Source organism: Jeotgalibacillus sp. ET6, from assembly GCF_029667115.1.
In the GTDB taxonomy this organism is placed as follows: Bacteria; Bacillota; Bacilli; order Bacillales; family Jeotgalibacillaceae; genus Jeotgalibacillus.
The window spans coordinates 16,952-43,796 of record NZ_JARUIU010000004.1; the positions used below are offsets into that span (position 1 = coordinate 16,952).

At 40.1% G+C, this 26,845-nt stretch carries 24 protein-coding genes; 18 read left to right on the forward strand and 6 right to left on the reverse strand.

What is annotated here, in order from left to right; all coding sequences use genetic code 11:
- Nucleotides 1-22: 22 nt before the first annotated feature.
- The 9 genes from P6709_RS11600 (at nt 23) to P6709_RS11640 (ending at nt 11,979) form a co-directional block, all read left to right on the forward strand.
- On the forward strand, nt 23-1,570 hold the full coding sequence (locus P6709_RS11600) for a response regulator transcription factor (protein WP_278241088.1): 1,548 nt from the start codon (nt 23-25) through the stop codon (nt 1,568-1,570).
- A 24-nt stretch (nt 1,571-1,594) separates the two neighbouring features.
- On the forward strand, nt 1,595-3,337 hold the full coding sequence (locus P6709_RS11605) for a sensor histidine kinase (RefSeq protein ID WP_278241089.1): 1,743 nt from the start codon (nt 1,595-1,597) through the stop codon (nt 3,335-3,337).
- A gap of 210 nt (nt 3,338-3,547) precedes the next feature.
- Nucleotides 3,548-5,188 carry an extracellular solute-binding protein gene (locus P6709_RS11610; protein ID WP_278241090.1) on the forward strand — a complete coding sequence of 547 codons (1,641 nt, stop codon included), beginning with the start codon at nt 3,548-3,550 and terminating at the stop codon, nt 5,186-5,188.
- 134 nt (nt 5,189-5,322) lie between these two features.
- Nucleotides 5,323-6,294, forward strand: a complete 972-nt coding sequence (locus P6709_RS11615) for an ABC transporter permease (protein ID WP_278241091.1) — start codon at nt 5,323-5,325, stop codon at nt 6,292-6,294.
- 99 nt (nt 6,295-6,393) lie between these two features.
- Nucleotides 6,394-7,230 (forward strand): carbohydrate ABC transporter permease, encoded by an 837-nt coding sequence (locus tag P6709_RS11620; protein ID WP_278241492.1) that lies wholly within the window; start codon nt 6,394-6,396, stop codon nt 7,228-7,230.
- 35 nt (nt 7,231-7,265) lie between these two features.
- Nucleotides 7,266-8,276 carry an endo-1,4-beta-xylanase gene (locus tag P6709_RS11625; protein ID WP_278241092.1) on the forward strand — a complete coding sequence of 337 codons (1,011 nt, stop codon included), beginning with the start codon at nt 7,266-7,268 and terminating at the stop codon, nt 8,274-8,276.
- A 42-nt stretch (nt 8,277-8,318) separates the two neighbouring features.
- Nucleotides 8,319-8,849, forward strand: a complete 531-nt coding sequence (locus P6709_RS11630) for a hypothetical protein (RefSeq protein WP_278241093.1) — start codon at nt 8,319-8,321, stop codon at nt 8,847-8,849.
- 28 nt (nt 8,850-8,877) lie between these two features.
- Entirely contained in the window at nt 8,878-10,404 is a 1,527-nt protein-coding gene (locus P6709_RS11635; protein ID WP_278241094.1) for a glycoside hydrolase family 43 protein, read from the forward strand.
- A 21-nt stretch (nt 10,405-10,425) separates the two neighbouring features.
- On the forward strand, nt 10,426-11,979 hold the full coding sequence (locus P6709_RS11640; protein WP_278241095.1) for a glycoside hydrolase family 43 protein: 1,554 nt from the start codon (nt 10,426-10,428) through the stop codon (nt 11,977-11,979).
- A gap of 246 nt (nt 11,980-12,225) precedes the next feature.
- On the opposite strand, the gene P6709_RS11645 is transcribed toward P6709_RS11640, so the two are convergent.
- The 4 genes from P6709_RS11645 to P6709_RS11660 all read right to left on the reverse strand — a co-directional run bounded on the left by P6709_RS11645 (nt 12,226) and on the right by P6709_RS11660 (nt 13,866).
- Nucleotides 12,226-12,657, reverse strand: a complete 432-nt coding sequence (locus P6709_RS11645) for a hypothetical protein (RefSeq protein WP_278241096.1) — start codon at nt 12,655-12,657, stop codon at nt 12,226-12,228.
- Entirely contained in the window at nt 12,654-12,860 is a 207-nt protein-coding gene (locus tag P6709_RS11650; RefSeq protein ID WP_041054271.1) for a helix-turn-helix transcriptional regulator, read from the reverse strand. Before P6709_RS11650 ends, P6709_RS11645 begins: the two co-directional genes overlap by 4 nt.
- Before the next feature lie 258 nt (nt 12,861-13,118).
- Nucleotides 13,119-13,502 (reverse strand): hypothetical protein, encoded by a 384-nt coding sequence (locus tag P6709_RS11655; RefSeq protein WP_278241097.1) that lies wholly within the window; start codon nt 13,500-13,502, stop codon nt 13,119-13,121.
- A gap of 148 nt (nt 13,503-13,650) precedes the next feature.
- Entirely contained in the window at nt 13,651-13,866 is a 216-nt protein-coding gene (locus P6709_RS11660; RefSeq protein WP_278241098.1) for a hypothetical protein, read from the reverse strand.
- Between the two features lie 142 nt (nt 13,867-14,008).
- Here P6709_RS11660 and P6709_RS11665 point away from each other — a divergent pair, with 142 nt between their 5' ends.
- The 3 genes from P6709_RS11665 to P6709_RS11675 all read left to right on the forward strand — a co-directional run bounded on the left by P6709_RS11665 (nt 14,009) and on the right by P6709_RS11675 (nt 16,206).
- A complete protein-coding gene (locus tag P6709_RS11665) occupies nt 14,009-14,596 on the forward strand; it encodes a GNAT family N-acetyltransferase (protein ID WP_278241099.1) in 588 nt (195 codons plus the stop codon).
- A complete protein-coding gene (locus tag P6709_RS11670) occupies nt 14,589-15,632 on the forward strand; it encodes a serine hydrolase domain-containing protein (protein ID WP_278241100.1) in 1,044 nt (347 codons plus the stop codon). Before P6709_RS11665 ends, P6709_RS11670 begins: the two co-directional genes overlap by 8 nt.
- A gap of 82 nt (nt 15,633-15,714) precedes the next feature.
- Nucleotides 15,715-16,206: a cysteine hydrolase family protein gene (locus P6709_RS11675; protein WP_278241101.1), complete on the forward strand. Its 492-nt coding sequence runs from the start codon at nt 15,715-15,717 to the stop codon at nt 16,204-16,206.
- Between the two features lie 186 nt (nt 16,207-16,392).
- On the opposite strand, the gene P6709_RS11680 is transcribed toward P6709_RS11675, so the two are convergent.
- Both P6709_RS11680 and P6709_RS11685 read right to left on the reverse strand, forming a co-directional pair.
- Nucleotides 16,393-17,967, reverse strand: a complete 1,575-nt coding sequence (locus P6709_RS11680) for a sensor domain-containing diguanylate cyclase (protein WP_278241102.1) — start codon at nt 17,965-17,967, stop codon at nt 16,393-16,395.
- An 84-nt stretch (nt 17,968-18,051) separates the two neighbouring features.
- Nucleotides 18,052-19,509: a DASH family cryptochrome gene (locus P6709_RS11685; RefSeq protein ID WP_278241103.1), complete on the reverse strand. Its 1,458-nt coding sequence runs from the start codon at nt 19,507-19,509 to the stop codon at nt 18,052-18,054.
- Between the two features lie 163 nt (nt 19,510-19,672).
- Between P6709_RS11685 and rlmH the strand changes: the two genes are divergently transcribed.
- The 6 genes from rlmH (at nt 19,673) to P6709_RS11715 (ending at nt 26,573) form a co-directional block, all read left to right on the forward strand.
- Nucleotides 19,673-20,152 (forward strand): 23S rRNA (pseudouridine(1915)-N(3))-methyltransferase RlmH, encoded by a 480-nt coding sequence (rlmH, locus tag P6709_RS11690; RefSeq protein WP_278241104.1) that lies wholly within the window; start codon nt 19,673-19,675, stop codon nt 20,150-20,152.
- Between the two features lie 213 nt (nt 20,153-20,365).
- Entirely contained in the window at nt 20,366-21,481 is a 1,116-nt protein-coding gene (locus tag P6709_RS11695) for a hypothetical protein (RefSeq protein WP_278241105.1), read from the forward strand.
- Nucleotides 21,465-22,700, forward strand: coding sequence for a hypothetical protein (locus P6709_RS11700; RefSeq protein WP_278241106.1), 1,236 nt, complete (start codon nt 21,465-21,467; stop codon nt 22,698-22,700). The genes P6709_RS11695 and P6709_RS11700 overlap by 17 nt, the downstream gene beginning before the upstream one ends.
- 487 nt (nt 22,701-23,187) lie before the next feature.
- On the forward strand, nt 23,188-24,300 hold the full coding sequence (locus tag P6709_RS11705; RefSeq protein ID WP_278241107.1) for a DUF262 domain-containing protein: 1,113 nt from the start codon (nt 23,188-23,190) through the stop codon (nt 24,298-24,300).
- Nucleotides 24,290-24,946, forward strand: a complete 657-nt coding sequence (locus tag P6709_RS11710) for an MAE_28990/MAE_18760 family HEPN-like nuclease (protein ID WP_278241108.1) — start codon at nt 24,290-24,292, stop codon at nt 24,944-24,946. The genes P6709_RS11705 and P6709_RS11710 overlap by 11 nt, the downstream gene beginning before the upstream one ends.
- Nucleotides 24,947-25,058: 112 nt before the next feature.
- Complete coding sequence (locus tag P6709_RS11715; RefSeq protein ID WP_278241109.1) at nt 25,059-26,573, forward strand: Eco57I restriction-modification methylase domain-containing protein; 1,515 nt, start codon at nt 25,059-25,061, stop codon at nt 26,571-26,573.
- Nucleotides 26,574-26,845: the final 272 nt, after the last annotated feature.

Sequence of the window (26,845 nt, forward strand, 5' to 3'; positions counted from 1 at the left end):
TTTGAAATGGAGGGAACCTGCAGTGGCGTATAAAGTATTTTTAGTAGACGATGACCGGTATGTTCGAAAAGGGTTAATCAATCTCATTGATTGGAAAAGCTGCGGATTTGAAGTATGTGCCGAAGCGGATAACGGCGAAGATGCGCTGGTGTACATTCAGGAAAATACACCCGATTTAGTCATTACAGATATTAAAATGCCTGTAGTAGATGGTCTTACACTCATAAAATCAGCATTGGAATTAAACCAATCGATTCCTGACTTTATTATTATTACGGGCTACAGTGATTTTAAATATGCACAAAAAGCTGTGAAATATGGAGTGCATGATTTCATCCTAAAGCCGGTGGATAAATTTGAAATTGAAGAAACGCTTAAAAAAGTTGCAAAGGGGCAGGCCAGAAAACTGAAGCTTAAACAAAACAGGGAACATACTCTTGCTGAAGCTGCGTTCAATGATTTAATTACAGGCGGGCTTGATCAGGAGCAGATGGATGCAAGCATGCTGAATTTAATGGGCAGCCCAACGAAAGGAATTGCCTATATTATTATTGAAATCAATAACATCGTCGTAAATACAATTAAATCACGCGAAATCGTTAATAAAGTGATGTACGGTGAAGAGATAAGATCAACTGCTTTATTTCGGGAACATGGCAATAACCGGATCGGACTGCTGGTTAATGGAGGAGACCTCAGGAGATTTAGAGGAGATATTCATGCGTTTTCTGAAAACCTTCAGGATCAGCTTTCTGCCTGCCTGAAAACAGAGGTAACCATTTATGTGGGGAAGGTTGTAGATCATGCAGGCGGGATTAAGGAATCATATGATGCTGCCATGAAAGCTTTGCAGTTTAAATTTTTGGAAAAATCAGACAAGGTTATCGCGTACGATTATACAGGCAAATCCTCTGTGAATTACATTGAGCTGGAGCAATCTTTTTATCAGCTTTTGATGGAGCAAATAGAAGAAAATAAAACAGATGAGATTAAAAAAACAGCTCAGATTATGTTCGAGCAGTTTGAGTCTAAAGCATTTGCGAAGGATGCTGTCAGAACGTCTATTAATCGTGTGATTCATGAGGTTGTAAGAACGGTGCGGTCAATGGAGGGGGACGAGACGAAATTAGCCTCCCTGCAAATGATGCTGAATTGGGATAATCTGCCCCGTACGCTGAGCGAAATAAAGAAAATGTTTGTCGCGTTTCTGCTGGAGGCAGCAGCGATGCTAAAAAGAATGAATAGGGATTGCGGAGCGGTGAATATCCGGCGTATTAAAAAGTATGTCGATACGAATTACCAGGCGGATCTTACCTTAAAGACGATTGCCAATAAATTCTTTTTAAACCCTGTCTATTTAGGACAATTGTTTAAAAAAACCTATGGCATGTATTTTAAGGATTATATCTTACAGGTGCGAATCAGTGAAGCCAAGAAAAAACTGAGACAAACAGATATGCGGATTTTCCAGGTGGCGGAAAGTGTCGGTTTTTCCAATGCGGATTACTTTGTCACGCAATTTGAAAAAGCCACTGGAATGACGCCGACTCAATATCGAAAAAAACTATAATCAAAGAGTGAAAATGGGGTTAAAATGAAATTATTTACTTTTAATAATATTGGGCTGCGGCATAAACTATTAATCATTTATATTTTCTCCGTTTTTATTCCAATCACGTTAACTCATATTGTGTTTTACCAGGTCACGTCTTCGAATGTGAAGACACAAAAAGAGAATGACCTGGCCCTTTCCGTAGAAAGAATGTCTGATAATTTTCTGATTGCGATAAATGATGCAGTGGGGATTTCTTCTATGCTTTACACAGACTATGAATTGTACACGTTTCTGGACACAAGCTATGACTCAACCCCGCAATTCATTCGTGCCTATCACGACTATTATGACAAAATTAGCAAGGAAGTTTCCCTATACTCACCTGTTCATTCCATCAACCTGTATACCGATAATGAAACAGTGATTTATGCAGGCGGAATCAAGCAAATCGATGGGCCAGTCAGAGATTCTCAGTGGTATCAAGATTCTGAGCTTAACCGGAATTCCTATCCTATTTTGACCCGCCGAATCGGGGATTCCGGATTACTCGATTCTTTCAGTTTAATAAGAGAAATGGACAATTATACGACCATTGACTCTACCCAAAAAATACTGGAAATCCGATTGGACCGGGACCTTATGTACAATATTTTCAGTGATGTCACGTTTCCAGGTGATGTTTATTTGCTGGATGGAGAAGGCTTTATTGAATACACCACCAATCCGGATGTGAAGTGGTCTGAAGGTCATTACAACTTTGCACCGGAAGAAGGAACCGATGAGACGATTGCGTTTGAAGAGTCTTTCAATCTGCAGTATTTGAATAATTGGAGAGTAGTCGGAGTGGCGGAGGAACATGTTCTGCTCGAGGAAGTCGAGAATTCACGAAACTTCATCCTTTACTTAGCGCTCATTAATTTAATCTTTCCCTCCCTTATTATTATTTACATTACAAGCTCGCTGCATCATAGGATTTTTCTGATTTTAAAGCATATGAGAAAAGTAGAAGATCAGAATTTCGAGCTGATTGATGAAGTAAAGCATGGGGATGAAATTGGTGAGCTGACAAAAGCGTTTAATCGCATGGCGTTTAAAATTAAAAAGCTCATTAACGATGTGTATGTAGCCGATATTCAAAAAAAGAGCCTGGAATTAAAACGCAAGCAGGCGCAATTAAGTGCTTTGCAAAGCCAAATTAATCCGCATTTTTTGTTTAATGTCCTCGAAACGATCCGTATGCGGAGTTTATTGAAAAAAGAAGATGAAACAGCCAATATTATTCACAATATCGCCAGCATGCTTCGAAAATCCTTTATTTGGGGCAGAGACTGGGTGAAGGTTGAAGAAGAAATCTATTTAATCAAATGCTTCCTTGAAATCCAGCATTACCGGTTTGACGACAAAATGAGCTATGAAATCGATGTAGACCAGGATGCCTATGACTGTCTTGTGCCCAATATGTCACTGATTCCGTTCGTGGAAAACGCCAGTATCCATGGAATAGAGCCCATTAAAGGGAAAGGAACCATCTATATTTCTATCAAAAGCAACCAGGATCAATTGATCTGCGAGATTACAGATACGGGTCAGGGAATGGAAAAAGAAGAATACGAGGAGCTGATGCATTCACTCGAAGAAACGGAAAATATCGGGGATCATGTAGGAATTAAAAATGTCTATTGCCGTTTAAAGCTTCATTATGGGGACAATTTTAAGTTTACGATTGCCAGCACAAAGGGAGTAGGAACCACGATCTCGATCATTTTGCCGTGTGAAAGGTAAGGTGGAGCGGGGCTTCATGATAAATCATGTAAACTAAAACCAACAGTGCATGCCGGCTTAACAAGGCATGCATTGTTTTTTCAATAATCAAGCTTCTAAAGTTTACAAAGTAAAAGCTATACTTTGCATGGTCAATTCACATCACGATGTAAGATACAATGAAAGGGCTTACAAAGAAGGGTGAGAGTATAAAAACAAGGGGGAATCAAATTGGGAAAAAAGAAGGCAGCAGGTTTAGCGGCTTCTGTATTGGCGATGTCAGTTTTTGCAGCGGGTTGTTCAGACGATAGCAATGCTTCAGAAGATGGTGTGTATACGTACACATTCTTTAACGCCTCGTCAACCGGTACAGATGTTAACACGGCTGATACGACCATTGGAAAAATGTTTGAAGAAGAAACCGGGGTAAACTTCGACATTGAACATATCGTAGGAGACAGCAACCAGAAAATCGGCACCATGATCGCAAGCGGAGAATATCCGGATCTGTTGAACGCTCAAAATGCGACAAATGATGTTATTGATGCCGGAGGATTTGTACCGCTGAATGACCTGATTGAAGAACACGCGCCAAACCTTAGAAAATTGTACGATCCAATTTGGGAGAAAATGAAGCTTGAAGATGGAAATATTTACATCCTTCCGTCCGGTGTTTCAAATGGATACATTAAACCGCCGAATATTGGACAATCTGCCTTCTTTATTAAACGAGCAGCGCTAAAGGAACAGGGCTATCCGCATCCAAAAACAATCGATGAGTATTTTGCGATTATTGAAGAATATGCGAAAAACAATCCGACAACTGAGGATGGGGCAGAAACCATTCCGTATACACTATTGCAATATGACTGGCATGTAGGGCAGCTCTTTGATCCACCTGCATTCTTATCCGGCGAGCAGGAAGGAATCATGATAGACCGGGAAACACTCGAAGTAAATGTGCACCACAATAAAGAAATTACCAAGACATGGCTTGGAAAATTAAATGAACTAAATGATAAAGGACTCTTTGACAGAGAATCTTTTACACAAAACTACGATGAGTACTTGGCAAAAATTTCATCAGGACGCGTAGTCGGCTGGTTTGGGCCACGCTGGGAGTCGGGTGCAGCACTTGATACACTTGAACTCGATGATGATCCGTACAATGACTTTATGGGCTTTCCAATCGTATTTGAAGAAGGAATTAAAGATCAGTATTTGAACCCTGAATCCTATGTAACCTCTCCAGGTATGGGATTAACATCAGGAACCGATGAAGAAGATCAGGTAAGAATCATCAAGTTCCTTGATCATATGGCTAAAATTGAATCCCAAAAGCTAATCACATGGGGAATTGAAGGCGAAACCTATGAAGTAAATGAAGAAGGCCGCTTTATCCGAACAGAAGAGCAGATTGCCCAGATTCAGGAAAAAGAATTCCGTGATGAGATGGGACTGACAGCTCTTGGATGGTACTGGCCAATTATGGCGGGGGTTTTTGATGACGGAAACTCCGTTGATCCAAATGTACAGCCTGAGGTCGCTGAGATGGCTTACGATGAGGTCGACAAAGAATTCCTCGAAGCCTATGACATTGAAATGTTTACCGATATCTTTACAGAGCCGGAGCCGGTACCATACATTCCATTTTGGGATGCAGTCATTGAGACGGGCTCTGAAGCACAGCTTTATGACCAGCAGTCACGTGACTTAATCAAACGCTCCTATCCGGATATCATTCTTGCTGACCCAGGTGCCTTTGATTCTGAGTGGGAAAAGTTTAAGACAAGTTTTGATCAGCTTCCATACGAAGCCTTTGAAGATGTAATTGAGGCATCTGTAAAACGAGAAGCTGAATTGATGGAGTAGGAAAATAAAATAAATGAGGGAGAGCTGATTATCTGCTGAAGAAATTCAGCTTTCTCTTTTTTTTAGTACTCTTTTACGGTATTTGTCTTTAAACGATCTGCTTATTGAAAGGTTACTAGATAGGAGGTAGAAAATTGCAGGCCCATTCAAAATTAAACAGCGCATCTTCTGAAGCACTGCATCAAGAGGAAAAGGGACTGAAGCCCTTTTTAAAAAAATGTAAAAGTCAACGGGCATTATTATTGATGACCATCCCTTTTGTCATTTGGGTTCTTGTTTTTAGGTATCTCCCTGTTTGGGGATGGACGATGGCTTTTCAGGATTTTAAGCCGGCTCGGGCATTTGCGGAACAGGAATGGGTTGGACTAAAGCATTTCATCTTTCTTTTTCAGGATGAGCGCTTCCTGCTCGTGCTTAGGAATACCCTCGCACAAAGCGTGATCAACCTGATTTTAGGGTTTGTGACCGCAATCGGCTTAGCCGTATTAATTAATGAGCTTGCGAATATGAAATTTAAACGGGTGATCCAGACCATCAGTTACCTGCCCCATTTTCTTTCGTGGGTTGTAGCAGCTGCCCTTGTTTCATCTGTTTTATCCATGGATGGAATCATCAATGAAATTTTGCTTGCGCTGAATCTGATCGATTCCAAAATTCTTTTTCTGGGAGTCGGAGAGTATTTTTGGGGAATTTTAGCTGCTTCTGATGTTTGGAAGAATGTCGGCTGGAATACCATTATTTATTTGGCGGCCATTGCTATGATCGACCAGGAGCAGTATGAGGCGGCCAAAATCGACGGAGCTTCCCGTCTGCAGCGAATTCGATACATTACCATACCGGGAATGAAACAGGTCATTGTGATTCTATTAATTATGAATATTGGCTACATAATTGAAGCGGGCTTTGAAGCACAATATTTACTTGGCAACGGACAAAACATGGAGTACTCAGAGAATATTGACGTATTTGTCATCAATTACGGAATTTCCATGTTTAACTTTTCGTTAGCCACAGCAGCAGGAATATTTAAAACCGTGATCAGCTTAATCTTTTTAATCGCAGCAAATTCGTTTGCAAAAAAAATGGGCCAGGGCGGCTTATATTAGGGGGTGCATGACAGGGTGAACATATTACAACGCAAAAAGCGAAATAGAAAGTTCAAAACGAGAGAAGATGTGATTTTTGATACGTGTAACGTTATTTTTATGTTAGTGCTGAGTGTCATCATGCTGTATCCGTTCTTAAATCAGATCGCCCTTTCATTAAATGCTGCGAGTGATTCAGTGAGAGGCGGAATTTATTTATGGCCTAGACAATTTACCTGGAATAACTACGAATACGTATTCAGCCAGGCTTCGATCATACAGGGAATAATCGTTTCTGTCGCAAGAACCGTGGTGGGGACAGCACTTGGGGTATTATGTACAGCCATGGTCGCCTACGCCATAGCACAGGAAAAATTCATATTCAAAAAATCCATCACTATTATTTTTATCATGACCATGTATTTTAATGGCGGGTTAATCCCGACGTATTTATTAATGAGAGACCTCCAGTTGATTGGGACGTTCTGGGTTTACATTCTGCCTGGCTTAATCAGTGCTTTTAATCTGATTATCATGCGTTCCTTTATAGAGGGCATACCAAAAAGTATTTTTGAACAAGCCCGCATAGACGGTGCAGGTGATTTTCGCGTATTCTTTCAAATCGTGCTGCCGCTTTCTTTGCCCGTGCTTGCCACGGTATCGCTGTTTCTTGCGGTTGGCCAGTGGAATCAGTGGTTTGACGTATTCCTGTACAACTCAAGTAATGCGAGCCTGACAACCCTCCAATACGAGCTGATGAAGGTTCTTCAAAACACCGCAACATCAAATGCCGATTGGAACTCTGCTCTTGCAAGCGGCGAGCATACGGATAACTCTGTAACACCAAAATCCATTCAGGCAACCATGACGATTGTCGCAAGTCTACCGATTATCTGTGTGTACCCATTCCTGCAAAAATACTTTGTAAAAGGGATGACATTGGGAGCAGTGAAATAAGGAGTTAAGAGACCTATTCTGAAGGAGTGACACAGATGACCAAACATGCAGATCAAAGGGAAATCCCAGCTTTATTCAACGTCTTTGAAAATGATTTTTTAATAGGAGCGGCAGTGAACCCTATGACGCTGCAGGCTCAGAAAGAGTTTATAAATACGCATTTTAATAGTCTCACATCAGAGAACAATATGAAATTTGAAAACCTGCAGCCGGAAGAAGGACGTTTTACATTTGAGCAGGCGGATGAGCTTATGGCGTTTGCCAAACAAAACGGAAAAACGGTAAGAGGGCACACACTCGTCTGGCATAACCAAACACCCCAGTGGGTCTTTCAAAACAAAAATGGCGGAAGGGCAGACAGGCAGCTGGTATTGGACCGGATGAAAGATCACATTGATACCGTCGTTGGAAGATATAAAGGACAGATCCAGAGCTGGGACGTGGTCAATGAGGCAGTGACCGATAGCGGAGACAGACGGCTGAGAGAGTCGAACTGGCAAGAGACTATTGGGGATGACTTCATGGAAAAGGCGTTTGAATACGCCCATCTGGCTGACCCCGATGCTGAGCTGTTTTACAACGATTACAATGAATCCGATCCAGAGAAAAGAGAAAAAATCTATACAACAGTAAAAGAATTAGTTGAAAAAGATGTACCCATTCATGGAATTGGCCTGCAGGCACATTGGAGCTTGCATCATCCCACGCTTGATCATATAAGAGCGGCCATCGAGCGATACGCGTCCTTGGGCTTAAAGCTTCATATAACAGAAATGGACGTTTCCGTCTTTGCCTTTGATGATAAGCGAACCGATTTAACCGCGATGACAGCCGAAATGGCTCAGCAGCAAATTGAACGATACCATCAATTTTTTGAATGCTTCAGAGAATATTCAGACGTCATTTCTTCTGTTACCTTTTGGGGCGTGGCAGACAACTACACCTGGCTTGATGATTTCCCAGTACAAGGAAGAAAAAACTGGCCGCTGCTGTTTGATCAGGATCTTCAGCCTAAAGAATCCTTCTGGAAATTGGTAAACAGATAGAATAGGAGAAATGATAACGCATTAACATGAAGGGTGAGGCACATGAAACACGTTGGACTCGTTTTGATGCTGGTTCTTTTGACGGCATTTTCAAGCGGATGCAGTCAAAGCAATGAAAAGGTACAGCTGTTGTTTTTCTCAGAAATTCCGGCAGGAGCAGAGGAAGAGGCACAGGCGATTATTGAAGAAAATACGGGAGAGGGCACATCTTCTCAGCTGGAATTTTACCCGTATCACTATGAAAAAATCGTTATTGAACTGGCAGGGCGAAACGGAGATTTGTTTTTTGTGCCGTTAAAAGATGTGAAATACCTGATTGACCCCGTTGCATTCACCCCGTTAACCGAAGTGGCTGAGGCTTCCTCACTGGAAGAAGGGGCACTGGAAGAGCTTAAAGGGACGGATCCCGATACTGATGAGCTGCACGTCTATGCAGTTCCTGTAGATAACGATTCGTCCTTTATAAAAGAAATGGGCTGGACACTCGAAGAGCCGCTGGCTGCATTTATTCCGGCGTACAGTGAAGAAAAAGAAGAAGCGCTCAGCCTGCTGAAGTCTTTAATCAGCAGCTGACGCGCAACCAAAGGCGAGGGGGAGTTTCATGACAAGCGAACAGGAGCCGCGATTCTATGAAAATCCGATCATCTGGGCAGATGTGCCGGATCCGGATGTCATCAGAGTCGGAGAAATCTATTATATGTCGAGCACCACGATGCATATGAACCCCGGAATCCCCATCATGAAATCTACGGATCTTCTTCATTGGGAGATTATCAATTATACGTACAATGTGCTTGACTGCCAGGATGAGCAGAAGCTTCTAAATGGAAAAAACGAATACGGCAAAGGCTCGTGGGCCAGCAGTCTCCGTTATCATAAGGGGATTTTTTACGTAGCAGCAGGGTCCCTGTCTACCGGGAAAACGTACATTTTTCAAACACAAAATATCGAACAGGGCCCATGGAAGTGCTCTGTGCTGAATGAGTATTATCATGACATGTCCCTGCTTTTTGACGACGATGACCGGGTCTTTATGGTGTATGGCACCGGCGATCTGAAGGTGATTGAACTGACAGAAGATGCTACGGCAATTAAAGAAGGCGGATTAAACAAAATCATCATCAAGGATGCGAGCTTAGCCGCAAGTGCAAAAGAAGACGTGGGTCTCCCAGCCGAAGGAGCCCATATTCATAAACGAAATGGATCCTATTATATTTTTACGATCACGTGGCCGAAAAATGGTCCGAGAACCCAGCTTGTGCACCGGGCAACGAGCATTGACGGTGTCTATGAAGGCAGAGTCGCAGTGAAGGACCCGGCTGGCATTGCTCAGGGAGGGATTGTAGATACCCCTGAAGGAAATTGGCATGGAATGCTGTTTCACGATTACGGACCTGTTGGCCGCACGCCATGTCTTATTCCCGTTGAATGGGTAGACGGGTGGCCGGTGTTTGGTGACAATGGAAGGATACCAGAACGATTGCCTGTTCCGCTTAACGCGAAAAACGGGATCAGCCCGATCATTCAATCAGATGAATTTGATTCCGGCACCGATGCTCTTCAGCTCGTCTGGCAATGGAACCATTATCCCTTACATACGAATTGGTCTTTACTTGAGCGTCCAGGGTTTTTGAGATTAACCTCAGGAGGAATCAGCTCAAATCTGGAGCAGGCTCAAAATACTTTGACTCAACGAACACTTGGACCGGCATGCTCAGGGCGGATTGCAATCGAAACAGCCCATATGAAAGACGGGGATGTCGCAGGGCTAGCTGCCTTTCAAAAGGATTACGGCTATGCAGGCGTAAAAGCAGCTGGGAGCACAAAATCCATTGTCATGGTCAATGCAAGCTCAGGAAGGGAAGAGGAAATTGCTTCTGTGCCAGTTGATCAGAATCGAATTTATTTGAAGGTTGAATTTGATTTTCAAAACGCGGCAGACAAAGCCTATTTCTTTTATAGTCTGGATGAAGAGGAGTGGCATCCAATCGGACAACCCCTTCCGTTAACGTATAAACTCGAACACTTTATGGGCTACCGGTTTGCCCTGTTTCATTATGCCACCGTCATTTCCGGCGGTTTTGTTGAGTTTGATTACTTCCGATTTGAAAGCAAAAAGCCATCTTAGCGGGGATAGGAGAGTACATAGATGAAAACATTTCAAAACCCAATTTTGCCGGGATTTTATCCGGATCCATCCATTTGCAGAGTGAAGGAAGACTATTATCTGGTTACGTCATCCTTTGCGTATTACCCCGGCGTACCCATCTTTCACAGCAAGGATCTGGTGAACTGGAAACAGATCGGGCATGTCTTAGACCGGCCCTCACAGCTTCCTTTGGATGGGCAAAAGCAGTCAGAGGGAATTTTTGCGCCGACCATACGCTACAATCAAGGTGTTTTTTATATGATCACAACAAATGTCGGGCGGGGCGGAAACTTCGTGGTTACAGCGACTGACCCTTCAGGACCCTGGTCAGATCCGACCTACTTAGACTCACCGGGAATTGACCCGTCTTTATTTTTTGATGACGACGGCAAAGCGTACTACTGTGGAACAAGGCCGGCTCCTGAGGGAGAAGCATACAGCGGGAACTGGGAAATATGGCTTCAGGAACTGGATCTCGACACCATGAAGCTGGTCGGAGACTCATACAGCCTTTGGAGGGGCGCATTACGAGAGGTCATTTGGCCAGAAGGCCCTCATCTATATAAAATAAATGGCATGTATTATCTGTTGATTTCTGAAGCGGGAACCGGGCACCATCACGCTGTATCGATCGCTCGAAGCAAGGAAATAACAGGTCCTTATACAGGAAATCCGGGAAATCCAATTCTAACGCACAGACATTTAGGAAAAGACTACCCTGTCGTGAATGTCGGACATTGCGACATGGTCGAAACGCAGAACGGCGAATGGTGGGCTGTCGGGCTGGCTTCCCGGATTAACGGCGGCTATTACCGAAACCTGGGAAGAGAAACATATTTGATGCCGATTCAATGGGAGGACGGCTGGCCGATCATGAGTCCGGGCACAGGGAAATTGGAAATGTCTTATCCCATACCAGCGCTGCCCCAGCAAGAAGTCACAACACCTGCTTCTTCAGCCTGTGAGCATTTTGATGAGGACAAGCTTGCCCTTCACTGGAATTTTATCCGCACGCCAAAAGAAGAATGTTACAGCTTAACCAGCCGGCCGGGCTTTTTAAGCTTGATGCTTAGACCCGAGAAGATGACGGAACTCGTCAATCCAAGCTTTGTCGGAAGAAGACAGCAGCATCTTCATTTTCAAGCCTCAACGGTTCTGGAGTTAGCACCCCAAAATGACAACGAAGAAGCAGGGATCGTCCTCCTTCAAAGCAATGAATTCCATTTTCGATTTGTGCACACTAAAAAAGGCGGGGAAAACGTCATCCGGTTAATCAAATGTGCCGCAGGAGAAGAAGAATTGCTGGAAGAACAACCGGTTCATTCAGAGAAACTCTACTTAAAGGTTGAAGGAAGGGGCCAGGATTTCAGTTTTTGGTATGGCGAAAATCCTTCCAGCTATACGTCTCTCATTCAGCAAGTGGATGGAAGAATCCTGAGTACAGATGTGGCAGGAGGGTTTGTCGGCGCACAAATGGGACTGTATGCCAGCTCGAATGGAGAGAAAAGCGATACTGTGGCTTATTTTGACTGGTTTGAATATAGGGGATTGTAAACAAAAGAGCGTGGGACAAGTGTCTCATGCTCTTTGACCGGTTCACTGCGCTTCAGGTGGACGCTTTCCGCAGGGACGGCGCTGAGCCTTCTTGGGCTTTGCCCTGCGAAGTCTCAAGCAACCGTAATCTCCTGATGGAGTCGCCACCCTCCGCGCCCCTCACCTCATATTATTTATAATTACTTCCTCTTTTTTTAAACTTTTATAGAGTTGAGTCCCAACCTCTCTATCACTTCTTTTAATTCATCACATTTCTTTATAAAACTTATATCGGTAATAGGTCGTGTACATAATGACGAAAAAATAGGTAAAAGCAAATAGCAATAATAGCATTAGATCGATCCCCATGATGGCAACGGCGAATAATAAGGCGCTGATTAAAAAGATCATCATGTCATAGGCTTTTGCTTTGGCCCGATTAGCAATCGCGATGTTGCGCTCATCTTTCTTTTCAATCTCCAGGTCCTTTGCAGCCTCGGGAGCTCTGCTGCTGGCGTGCTGAAGGACGATTTCTCCCATCCCGTGACCAAAAATCACACAGCCAAGTCCAACAGAAAGATAAGGCAAAGCTGCCAGCAAACCCTGCAAATCGTCACCGGTTTTAATGAAGTACACACCAATTGCCAGCAGACCTAACCCAACAGCGGCAAGCAAATAAGCCGTATGAATTTTCTTCATTCTTTTTCCTCCTCCTCATAAATAAAAATTTCTTCTATATTCAATTCAAAGTAACGGGCAATCTTGAAGGCTAACAGGATCGATGGATTATAGCGTCCATTCTCCAGCGAACCGATCGTCTGCCTGGACACTTCAAGCGCTCGTGCTAATTCTTCCTGTTTAATTCCATGCTTTTTTCGTATTTCTTCTAAACGGTTGTTCACCCACTCACCCTCCTTACGGAAAGTTAACTTTCCATAATTGAAATGTACTCTATATGTTATGGGATGTCAAGCTAGCTTTCCATTTAAGCCTTTAAACTAAAAAAGAGCTTGAGACGGATATGTCTCAGCTCTTTGACTGGTCTGCTTTAATTGGACGCTGAGCCCTTAGACTTTGCCTTTTGGGGTCTCAAATTGCCGTTATTTCCTGGGGCCGCCACCTTTTTCACGGTACCCCAACGATTAGTTTTTCTTATCGACTTATCTCTCTTTGTCTGGATTTGCAGCAAACTCTATTTCGACAACATCTGGTTCTCTTCCTTGTTTTGTCAGGGTGACGATCGCTTGATAATCGTTTTTCCATTCGATAGTTATTTTGTCCGGTATCCGTGTTTTCATCACGTTTTTATCATCGTAGTAAATTCTAATAGTTGGGTCAGGAAAATCATGTTTCTTAACAATCTCGATTGAGTTTAGTTGATTTGGAGAATGACTGATTTCTAACTGAGTTTCTTGAGAGGATATAACATACCAGGCCACTATTGAAATAACTGAAATACCTAAAGCGACTGGGATAAACAGACAGCCCATTTTAGTTGAGAATTTAGTTTTTTCCAGTTCTACGCTATCGTCATTCCAATCCATAGTTACTGTCCTTTCTTCGTTTACATATTAAATGTGATACAAGAATATAAAAAAAGGTCTCGTCCATTTCAACGATACCTTATTTAGCACTAATAGATCCTATTCTATAATGCTTACACTATTTAAGTACACAACGTAAGCTTTGGAATTACATAAACTTTTTACACTTCGTGCAATAAGGCGTTGTGTGGCCTCTTCTAATCACACCGTTGCAATAGGAGCAGCGAATGGATCGTGATTCCTCCTGAGCCACACCATCCCACCCTTTTGCCATTAAAAGACTAAGCAAGTTCATCGACTTCACATTAAAACGGAAATAAATCCAGATTCCAAATGCACTGAGAATAGCGGCAAGTAATGCCATGTATTTTCCTCCTATACAGCTGAATTTGCCTTGCAAGAATATAGAAAATAAAGCGAAAGAAGATTAGGAATATTTAGTAAAGTCTGGTAACCTAAGTATATCATGTATTTGCTTTAAACCTACATAGCAAGGCGGAAAATAAATGGAAAACAAGACAGAACGGAATGTATTTAAGATTGATTGCGGAGCACTTTATCTTAAGGAATTTGCAAATGAAGATGCAGAGAGTATTTCCAGCATCGCCAGCCAGCCGGCAATCAGAGAATTCCTGCCGGATTGGTCCTCCACCAAAGAACAAAGAGAGGAGTGGCTGACTCACTATGAAATACCGGCAAATAAAGCGTTTCTTGAAGCTGTGAGTCAAGGGAACATAGGAGAGCACTTTTTAAAGCTGGGGGTCTTCATCAAGGCGACAGACGAATGCATTGGCTGGTGCTGTTCAGGGATAAAAGAGGAACTTCCTGAGCCAAACCGTGAAATTGTGTATGCGATTTCTGAGCGCTTTCAGGGAAAAGGCTATGCGACAAAATTGGCACAAGGCTTGATCAATTACTTATTTAGCGAAACCAATACAGAAATTTTAAATGCCGTCGCGCTTCCCCGGAATGTTTCCTCAACGAACGTGATCAAAAAATGCGGGTTTGTTTTTAAGGGGATTCAGATAATTGATGACGAAGCTCATCACCACTATCTACTGAAAAAGTCAGAGTGGAGGAGAATGCATGCGTAATAGAGAAAAAGTCTTGCAGGAAATCGAAGAAAAAATGAAAAAGTGGAAGGTGCCCGGTTTATCGATCAGTGCTTTTACCGGCAATGACTTCTGGCAGGCTCAGCTGGGCGTAAGAGAAGCAGGCGGCGAACCGGTAGAGGCACAGGATCTATTTCATGCATGTTCTATAAGCAAGTTCATTACGGCAGCTGCCATAATGCGTCTTGTCCAGCAGGGAGTGGTTCAGCTTGAGCGGCCTGTAAATGATTATCTAGTATCCTATAAGATTCCGGATCATGAATGGACTGATGCGCAAACGGTGACGCTTCAAAATCTTCTAGCACACCAGGCAGGTTTTATTGATTCTCCCGGAAGCTATGAACCGATTCAAAGCGGAGAACAAGTTCCGGGTAATCTCGATCTGCTTTCCGGAAAAACGCCTTATCATGCAAAACCTGCTGCGGTTTCGTACGAGCCTGAAACTCAATTCTCTTATTCAGACACAGGCTACGCTGTCGCAGAACAAGTGATCACGGATGTGACAGGACAACCCATTTCGTCTGCCATAACCTCGCTTGTTTTGGAGCCGGTAGGGATGGAGAACACCTTTCTGTGGTCTGCGATGCCAACGGAGCTGCCTATGGCTTCCGGGCATCACAAAACTGGAAAGGTTGTTGAAGGGAAAAGAGCTGTCTATCCAAATGAATCAGGCGCTGGTATATGGACTTCATCTGAAGATTTAGGTAAATTATGTATCGAATTAACAAAAGCATGGAGTGGTTCATCTGACGTTTTCTCCCAAGCATCAGCAAGAAAGATGCTGAGCTCATTTGGTTGTGAGCCTGCAGCGGGTCTTGGGGTGTTTCGTGCAGATTGTGAAAATGGAGTACAGATCGTATCCAACGGCTGGGGCGTCGGATTTCAGTGTCAGGTCAGGTTTAATCCGGAAAAGCAGACAGGAATCGTGGTAATGGTGAATCAGGATCCAGGCGTATCTCAGCCCGAATCGATTGTCGGGGAGTGTATGCGCATCGTTGAAGAGTCTTTAATTAATTAAGTAAATTGAATTAAAAGGTAAATTGTTCATTTATTAATGCGTTCGCTCATTCAATGGAATTGATTTAGTAGGAGGAAGCAGGATGGAGAAAAAAGCTTTAGTCGTAATTGACATTCAAAATGACATCACAAAGAATTACAAAGAGGTTATAGGCAATATCAACAAATCAATTGATTGGGCGGTCGAAAATCATCTTCATGTTGTTTATATACGGCATGAGAATTTGTCACCCGGTACGAGAACGTTTAAAACAGGTACTCGTGGTGCCGAGTTAGCTCCTGATTTGAAGCTGGTATCCGAAAATGTTTTTACAAAATATAAAGGAAATGCCTTAACCAGTGAAGAATTCGCAGACTTTATACGTGTAAATGAAATAGACGACTTCTACATCACGGGAGCAGATGCGACTGCTTGCGTTAAATCAACCTGCTATAACTTACGCAAATCAGGCTACGAGGTTAGTGTACTATCAGATTGCATCACCAGCTATGATAAAAAGAAGATTGATGGCATGATCGACTATTATGAAAGTAAAGGATGCGAGATCATTCGATTGAATGACTTAGTGAGTTAAGATTGTTTAAGTCCATTCCATTGTCCCAAGGTAGTTTTAGCATCGGGCTTTGTTTCGTTCCTTAACGGGTCTTTATGCAGGACTAACCGATGTGAAAAATCAATATCGAGCTTTAAAATAGCGTAAAAAAAGGACTCGATTGGAGTCCTTTTCTTATGGTCATTATTATTTAGTTTAGCTATTTGATTACAGAACCAGTGGCTTGATCTCCATCGATTCGTTATAAATCCGGTAGCCGTTTTTCCCGTTGTGCTTAATCTCATACATTGCCTGGTCGGCGTTATGGATAAGGGTTTCAAGCTCGTTTCCATGGAGGGGGGAGAGGCTTGCACCAATGGAAACGGAAATCGGAATTTCAATGTTTTCTGCGAGAAAAGGCTCCTGCTCAAATGCTGCTAAAAGATTATCCAGGTAGTCCTCAATTTCATGTTCATAGCTGATCGGCAGGTATAAGAAGAATTCGTCTCCCCCAACCCGTGAAGCGAGTCCGGATTTTTTCATAGAATGCTTTAACAGCTGCGCCACATGCACTAAAAAGGCATCCCCCACCTGATGGCCGTATGTGTCATTGACGTTTTTAAAACCATCGAGATCAATCAGTACCACAGCAAGCTGCTGGTATTCCCGGATCGCTTTTTCGCCCTGATCATAAAACGAGCGGCGGTTGGCGAGATGAGTAAGGGAATCGTGATACGCTAAAAAGCGAATTGTTTTTTCATCTTCTTTGGTGGAATCAATATCCCGGATGATCAGCATGGAGTGCAAATGCTGGTCGATGAAAATAAAATCGCCGTCCATCACAACATATTTTTCTGCGCCGGAGGCTGTAATGATTTTCGTTTCGTAATTCGTAAGTTTCTCTTCACTGCTAAAAGAATGCTGCAGGTGCTGAATCCATTCCTTCTGACGTTTAACCGGAATAAAATGCTGGAAAAAAAGCTGGTTTACCTGCCCCTCTTCAAGCAGAAGGCGGGCAGCGGGGTTGGCACTTTCGATTAATCCATAGCGGTCAATCAGCACGATCGCAGCGGGATTAAGGTTATACAGTGTCTCAAATCGTTTATGGGAGGAAGTGAGAAAATCAAACTTCCGAAGCGCGTAGCTTAACGCAACCGCCCAGGCAAACGCGCCGTAAATGTAAGGGTAAGGCGGGATCGCGCCTCTAATTGAAGCGTAGCCAAAAATGACATCCCATACAAGCACGAAGGAAGCTGCGTATATCAAAAGGGAAAGTACCTTTTGCTGGACGGCTACGCGCGCTTTCTTTCGGGCGTAATAAAGCAGGACGATGACGAATAAATGGAATAGATTCGATACGGTCAAGGTCACAAGATAAGCTGTGTTAAACTCAGGGTACTTCCACATGCCCACCTGAACAAATTCCTGGCTGTTCATGAAGTTTTCCTGGAATACATAGGTGAGAAGGATCGGAACCAGCGGCAGGTAGAAGATAGAAGGATACAAAAAAGCAGGTAATTTTTTATAAAGCAGAGAAGCCTTAAAGATAAAGTGAGTAAACAGCGATAAAATCATAATGCCCGCATTGCCAAACCAATAGGTCACAAGTGCCGGGCTGTATTCGATCGGCAAAAGATGCCTGACGTATTCAGATAAAAACAGCATACCGTAGCACAGAATCGAGAGACTGACTAAGCGGTGCTCCACCTTTTTGGGGTTGCGCCAAAATACATCCACCGCCATGTAAAACAAGATAAATGCCGGCAGCATATAGATCGCTAATGGGATAAAAACTTCGCGCATGAAAGCACCGCCCTTCTTCTCATATAGTAAAAAAAGCATATCACAGAAGAAGGACTTTCGCATCATATAATGTGTTTAATTTGTTTATGTTTTCCCCATCGCCTGCTTCATCTTTTCTCTTCTTTCCCGCATGGCTTCATGAAGGTCAATGATCGGCAGGGGATAGTCCTCACCAAGCGTCACTCCGTACTCCTCCTGCTCAATCAGCCCCATCTCACGGGTGGCGTGGATCCAGGGAACAGGCACGCGGCGAAGCTCGGGCAGCCAGTGCTTCAGGTAATCGCCTTCCGAGTCATAATCAGCCGCCTGCTTTTCCACATTAAATGTCCGGAACTGAATCGGATCGTTTCCAACACCTGCACTATACAGCCAGTTGCCGTAATTGCTTGCTACATCAAAATCCACGAGCTGTGATTCGAACCAGGCAGCGCCAATCCGCCAATCCAGCCCCAGGTTTTTCGTGAAAAAGCACGCAGCATTCTGCCTGGCACGGTTTGACATAAATCCAGTTTCTTTTAGCTCCCGCATCGACGCGTCCACAAGAGGATACCCGGTTTTCCCCTGAATCCAGGCCTGAGTATGTGACTCGTCCTGCTCCCACGGAACGGAAAAGTCCCGCAGACCGGAAGCGAAAAACAGCCTGTTGCCAAATTTACGGTGAACGATGTGAAAATAATCTCTCCATAACAGCTCCACATACAGCCAATACGTCGAGCCATTTTCCACGCGTTCCTTTTCATAGCGTTTGATCTGCTCATACACGACTCTCGGCGACAGACAGCCATGGGCAAGCCAGGGAGAAAACTTCGAAGAATCATCCTCTGCCAGCATGCCATTCCGCGTTTCCTTGTAGACCTTGAGACGGTCTTTCGTGAAAAAATAATCCGTCAGCCGCTCCTTTGCCTGCGAAGAACCGCCTGTATAGCGGGGAGCGCGCGTTACCTCCTCCAGTCCAAGCTCTGACAGAGACGGGCATTCACCAAGGGGAAGCGACTCAGGCAGTGAAACGCCGGTTACGTGCAGAGGAGCAGGCATCGCCGTTCGTATCGGAGTCCCAGCCTTCTCTAGTTTTTTTCTGTACTGAGAAAAGGTCTGCGGCAGTTCCTCAATCGCAAATGGCAGATCATCCGGATGAATCAGGTTGCGACCGTGTGAAACGGTAAAGGAAGCATCCGGCAGCACCTTGCGCACCGAATCTTCAACGGCCTGTTCCTCACTCGCAATATCCTCATGGAGATAAACCGATTGAATCAACAGCTCTTGGGAAAGCGCAGAGAAAGCGTCAGCCGAGTCCTCATGACGAATCAACAGCGGCACCCCAATCGTCTCCAGATTACGCCGCAAATCCTCCACACTATCCTGCACAAACCGCGCTCTATGGCGATCCGTTTTCTTAAAGCCGAAGCGTGTTTCCTCATATTCTTTCGGATCAAACACATAAAGCCCAATCACCGGCAGCCCGCTTTTTGCCGCCTGCACAAGAGGCTCATGATCATGCACACGCAAATCCTTTCGAAACCAAACCACAGCAGCCTTCTCCATCCCTATCCCTCCTGAATCTCTTTATTCTATGGTTTCCCTAATATCGGTGGGGGAATCATGGACGAGAATATTGGCGAAAAAAACAAGAAGGAGAAAAATGACAGCTAATGAAGGGAGAGGAAAAGTGATACAATAAAAGCATCAAGTTAATCGGAGGAAACACATGAAAATTTCAATCATCACCGTCGGAAAACTAAAGGAAAAATACCTCAAACAGGGCATCGCTGAATACACCAAGCGCCTCGGAGCATACGCCACCATCGACCTCATCGAAGTACCGGACGAAAAAGCACCCGAAAACCTGAGTGAAGCAGACATGCAAATCGTCAAACAAAAAGAAGGCGAACGCATCCTCAGCAAAATCACCCCGGACACCCACGTCATCACCCTGGAGATTAAAGGCAAACAGCTCACCTCAGAAGAACTCGCCAAACAAATGGACCAGCTCGCGACGTACGGCAAAAGCAGAATTGCCTTTATCATTGGAGGATCACTGGGCTTAAGTGAGGACGTTTCGAAAAGAAGTGATTTTGCGCTATCTTTTTCTAAGATGACCTTTCCTCATCAATTGATGAAGCTGGTGCTGCTGGAGCAGGTTTATCGGGGATTTCGGATTAATCGGGGGGAGCCTTATCATAAGTAAATGAGGTTTTTTGTGGAATATTCTGTTATTATTTTAATAAATGGCTTTGTAATAAATGAGTGTTGAATTACGATCTGTGCGCTCACTTTCCACGGGGAGGCCACGACCATTAATTCCCTGAAGGAGTAGATCGCCCTCCGCTCCAATCAAGAGTTAAAAAAATCAACATTAGTTTTTAACATAGCAAATTAAAAAAATTAAGGAGATGAAAAGATGGTGCAACCTAGTAGACGAGTATTAGTAAGTCAAAATTTTTCTGAACCTCTAATTGATAAAAAGATAGATGGTAAGTCATGGTTGGTTAAAATGAAAATTAGGGATTACTTACAAATGGTTGATATTGAAAGTAATCAATATCAGAGAAATCTACAGAATTTAAGCTTCTATAATAAATTAATAAATGATTTACTAGATGATACAACAATGCCTCCAATCTCTGTGGTATATCCCGAAAATGCTATTGATTTCAAAGAAGGATTACGCATTGATAAAAAATTTATAATTTTAGATGGTCTTCAACGAACTAATTGTATTCTTGAGTGTAGAGATAGAATTATTAAAGGTAAGTCAAATGGCATTTTCCGAGACCTTGATAGTTTTTATGAAAAACTCATTTATGTTGAAATATGGGAAAAAGTGGATTTGAAATATATTCTTTATAAAATGGTTGTATTGAATACTGGTCAAAAAAAGATGGATTATGGTCATCAACTTGATATTTTAAGTGATAGTGTTAAAGAAAAACTTCAAGAAAAAAATATAGCATATATTACGACAAAAGAAAGAATTAGTGACGGGAAAAAAGAAGGTCACTTCGAACTCTCCAATATAACTCAAGCATTAGTTTCATTTATCAATGGTTCACCAATTCCAAGTAAAAAAAATGCAGCAGAATACTTATTCGAAAGATTTAATATAAATATGGATGAGGAATCAAGTGGGATATCATTAATAACAAATGATGCAACATATGAATATTTAGAATGGGTACTGGTTAAATTTAATGCACTTCTAAATGAAAAATATAAAAATGATAATCCCCTTGAAAAGTATGAAATCTTCATAATTTCTTTATTCGCTAGTATCGGTTATTGTCAAAAGAAAGACCCAATAAATTTATCGAACAAAATAAGGATACTTGAAGAAAGGTTCACCAAGATAGATGACCCTTTAGACATGAAAATATTTATTCATTATTATGCAAGTTTTAAGACAAGTATTGGTGATAAACGGCGTCGTTTTATTTATGAAACATTTAGAGATTTCTTCTTATCCTCTTCAGCAATTGATAAACTAAATTGGGAGTATAGTTATGACAGAGTTAATTAGTAAAGAACTACTTATACAAAAATTTAAAACTTTATTTGGGGAAGAATCGATAATTACCGCAGATAATGATGAACTAAGTATAACTATGGGAGAGCATATATTTAAATTAGCATTTGATGAAGGTGAACTAGATTCCGAGTTGTCTCTAATTGTTGATAAGGGTCAATATTTTACCATTATTGAGGATCAATTTAGCTTTATTTTAAAGGATTCCTTTTCAAATTTAACTGATTTTAATGATTTAGATATATTAGGTGAAATTTCTAGTACTACTCGCGTTCGTTTAAAACGTGACAAAAGAGCATATGGCTTATTGTTAAACAATCTGGAGTTCCTAGCTGATAAATCTAAATTTAAAGTAGGAGAAACACATACATTGGATGAAATTATTCATGATAGTATTTTAGTGTGTGAAGTTACATTTGACAGTAACAATAAAATTACTAAGGACAAAGTAGACTATTATATAGATTCAATAAGAGCTCATTTATCGTATTCAAATAATATCTTTTTAGAAAATCCAAGAGAAACAAAAATTAAGCAGGCAAATATAGAGAATATAATAACTGATAGTTTAAGAGTAAATTTAATAAAAGATAGCGAACCATTAACTTATTTCCTTTTTGCCGAGTCTGTTGAACATCTTCATTTGAAATATTTAGAGTATTATCATGTATTAGAGTATTATTTCTTACATAAGCGAATAAAAGATGTAGAAAATGTTATTAAAGATTTGTTAGCTATAGAAATGACTAAAAGAATTTCGGAAAATAAGCAAGAATATTATAAGGATTTAATAAATCTCTTTGATTCTTATTTTAGAAAAGAAGATAAGAATACAACTGAAATTGACCAACTGGGATACGTAATTGGTACTGATTTAGGTTATAATCTACTCAGACACGCCTTAAACAATAGTGGTATATCCTTAGGGTTTTTAACTAGTGATGCATGTAAATTAACAGGAACAAAGATAAGAATGGATAAAAGTATGTTCGTAGGAAGAGATCTTCTCGATAATGCAGATACTGAATTAACTGACAAATTTTGCAAACAACTTGCAGAACGCATTTATGCTGTGAGAAATTTCATTGTACATAGTAAAAAGTATGAAAAACCAAAAGTTTTTATTCCAAATGTAGACAATCTAAATCAACTTTCTAATGAAGTTAAACTTATTAGAGTTATTGGGTATACAATGTTAAATAAAGCTCTTTGAAAAAACCTGATAGTATCGCTATAGATTAGTATCATATACGGAAAAACACAGATAAAAGATTATCTATATTTTGCCCTTTTAATACCAACAACCAAAAATTAAAATTAATCATAAAAATGTTTAAATCAATTTAAGAGGAAAGTTAACCTCATTTAAATATACAGTAGGGAACTGTATCATAAGTAGATAGAGGCTCTTTTTAATTTATGTTGATTTAAATTAATAGAAAAGTTTTAAGTTGTATTATTTGACTTTCATACGCAAAGGTAATCGTGGCAGTAAAAAGTTTTGATGAGCTAGTGAACTAAGGTACAGCAACTAATATTTATCACAATGGCTATTTTTAACAAGAGAACAAAAGAGAGGTTGGCCAAATAACGTATAACGAATACTAAGACAATACAATTAGGAAAATTGTATTGTTTTTTATTTAAATATGTCCTTATATTTGAGATAATTGAATCAAATATGGAAGTGGAGTGATAATGTGAGTTTAGAAAAAGAGATAGAAGCAAGCATTAATGAGATAAAAACAGATTCATATAGTATGTCAATTGGTGAAGTGACTAATTTGTATAAAGACAATGACATTGAAATTTTTCCCGAGTATCAAAGGTACTTTAGATGGAATCAAACTCAAAAATCTGACTTAATAGAGTCGATTATACTAGGGATACCAATCCCTCCCATATTTGTGGCGCAAGAATCTTCAGGAAAATGGGATGTAATAGACGGATTACAAAGAATAAGTACAATACTCGAATTCGTAGGAATTTTAAAAAAAAGAAACAGTGAAGAAGAGTTGTATGAGCCTAGCAGAATGACAAAGACAAAGTTTTTACCTTCGCTTGAGGGTAAATGGTGGGAAAATAAACATGACACCACAAACAGTTTAAGTGCTGATTTAAGAAGAAGAATTAAGAGAAGTAAACTAGATTTCATAATTATCGATAGTACTACGAACCCTAAAGCCAAATATGAGATGTTTCAGAGGTTAAATACAAATAGCTCTCAACTTACAGGGCAAGAAATTAGGAATTGTTTAATGCTAATGATTAACCCAGAATATCATGAGATGGTAAATTCTCTAGCTGGAAACGATGTCCTTCAGGGCATGTTATCATTAACCCCTAAATTTATAGAAGAACAGTATGACAAAGAATTAATAGTAAGATATATTGTAGCCAGGTCAGCAAACTTGAAAGAAATTAATCTACAACAAGATATGGGAATATATTTAACAGAAGAATTGATGAATTTGATGGAGTTAAGCTCAGCAGATTTAGATCAATTTATTGAAGATTTTAAAGAAGTAATAAAATTATTAGATGAGTCATTAGGGATTAATGGATTTAAAAAGTATAACTCTGAAAAAGGTGATTTTTCGGGTGGCTTTTCACTTAGTATGTATGAAGTTATAGTGGTTGGGTTAAGTGAAAATTATGAAAAATGGAAAAACGCAAGTGAATTGGAAGAGAAAATTAAAGAAATTCCATTTGACGCTAGATTTGCACATGCTACAACTAGAGGAAAAAGACCCATTGCTAGGTTTCAAGAATTAACTAATTTGTCTAGGGAAATATTTGAAAATGAAAATTAGAAGTATCGAAAAGTTGGAGGAAATGATAGATAAAGATTTTTCTTGGAGAAAAATGGAGCTTCTGCAATTAAAAATGGCTATTGAAAAAAATAATGCAACTCTTTCGAAAAAAACTCTTATACGCAGTGGAATAGCATTGCTGTGTGCTCATTGGGAAGGATTTATAAGAAGCGTAGCAAATTACTATGTGGTTTATGTTTGCAATCAAAAAATAAAATTTAAATACCTTAAAGAGAATTTTGTGGCATTCAAACTTAAAAAAGATGTAATCAATTTAGGGTCTTCACAAAAAAATACAGTCCATACTAAATTTATTTTAAGATTGGAAAGTATAAAAGAAGAAGTATTTTACATTAAATATGATGATAGACCTTTTAACAGAATTATTAACACAAATTCCAATCTAAACTTTGATTTGTTTGATGAAATAATTAAAAGTATAGGGTTAGAAAATATATATGAAACTAAAAAGAATTACATAGATAATGAGATGTTAAAATATAGACATGAAATTGTTCATGGAGAAAATTATAAGGACACTGAATATAATTTTTATGAAGTTTACAATCAAGTTTTGTTTATTATGGAGAGTTTCAAGAGTCAGGTAATTGAGGCGGCTGAAATAAAAGGGTATTTAAAATTATAAATTATTTTAAATAAGTATACTTAAAAGACTGGACTCGTCACATGTTCGGTCTTTTTAAGTTATTTAAGTAGTACTGATAATAATATATAATATAGTCTATGGAGGCTACATTATGATAACAAGTTTTTTAGATAATATTAATAATAATTCTACTGCAGTATCTTTAAACAGACTAAATACTGAGAACAAAGAAAAAAATGAACAATATTTCACGCCGTTATCTGTTGCATCTTTTATGAGTTCTATGTTCAAACCCCAAGATAAATCAGCTATAAGATTTTTAGATGCTGGAGCAGGTCTTGGTAATTTAACTGCATCTTTTATCTCCACGGTTTGTAAGTGGGAAAATAAACCTCAAAAAATTAGAGCGGTACTATACGAAATTGACTCCACATTGATTCCAGGTCTAAATAAGAATATGGAACTTGCTAAAGAATTTTGCGAAAATAACAATATTGAATTAGAAGTGACAATAATTAATCAAGACTATATTGATAGCTGTATTAATGATATTAACTCTGAGGACAGTAAAAATCTTTTTGATTATATTTTGTTGAATCCACCTTACAAAAAAATGGGGACAAATCAACGGCATAAACAAAGTTTAATGAAAATTGGAATAGACGTCCCGAACTTTTATGCAGCGTTTGTTGCCTTATCATACCGCTTGCTGAATAAAAAAGCCCAATTAGTTTGCATTATTCCTAGAAGCTTCTGCAATGGACAATATTTCAAAGCCTTTAGAAAAGATCTCACAACTAAAGTCAAAATGGAAAAGTTGCATGTTTTTGATTCCCGGAAAAACATATTCAAAGATGACGTACTGCAAGAAACACTAATCATGTATTTGTCAAGAAACAAACAAAATGCGAATGATAGGATTGAAGTAACCCAGTCAGTCAAAGATGAATTTTCAGAAATAATAACTATTCAGAAAAGTTTTGAAGAAGTAGTATTCCCAAATGATCCAGAAAATTTAATTCGTATAATTAAAGATGAAGATACAACTATTGTAGAGCGGATGCATAACCTGAATTGCGTATTGAAAGATTTAAATATAAGTGTCTCAACCGGACCTATAGTAGATTTTAGAGAGCATCCATCTCTTTTATCTCATGAGGGGAATATATGGTCACTGCCAATAATATACCCTGAAAACTTTGTAGCCGGATTTGTAAAGTGGCCAATATTCGGAAAAAAACCAGGATTTATATTAGAAAGTGAAAGTAATATAAATAAACTGAGAGAACCAGGTATTTATGTATTAGTCAAAAGAATGAGTTCAAAAGAAGAGCGTAAAAGGGTAGTTGCTGCTATATATAATAGTGAAAAAACTTCTCAAAGAAAAGTAGCTTTTAATAATAATTTGAATTATTTTCATGTAAATTTTTCCAGCTTAGACAACTTAAACTTAGCAAGAGGTTTATCGTTATATTTAAATTCATCATTAGTAGATAATTATTTCAGAACTTTTAGTGGAAGTACCCAAGTCAATGTGGGGGACTTAAAATCTTTAAAGTATCCATCACTAAAGCAATTAGAATTTCTAGGGACTCAATATGATGAAAAATTACCATCTCAAGAAAGAATAGACCACATAATTGACAATATATTATTTTTCTCATAAAAAAATATAAAATTTGTAGCTCTATATATATTTTTTATTCCAATATGAAATATGAGGTGCCAGTCACTGGGTAGATACTAGTTCCGGTATAATTGCGATAAGGATGGTTGTAGGAACTAAGTAATTAAAGAGTAAATGATGGTAATACAAAATCAAGTACTGCTTCAATTAGTACTTGATTTTTTTAGGGACATAGAGCATTTCTATCTAATTTTTTTCGTAATAGTTTGATTCTACTTCCTCGAGTAACGTAAGTGTTATCTTCTGTAGTT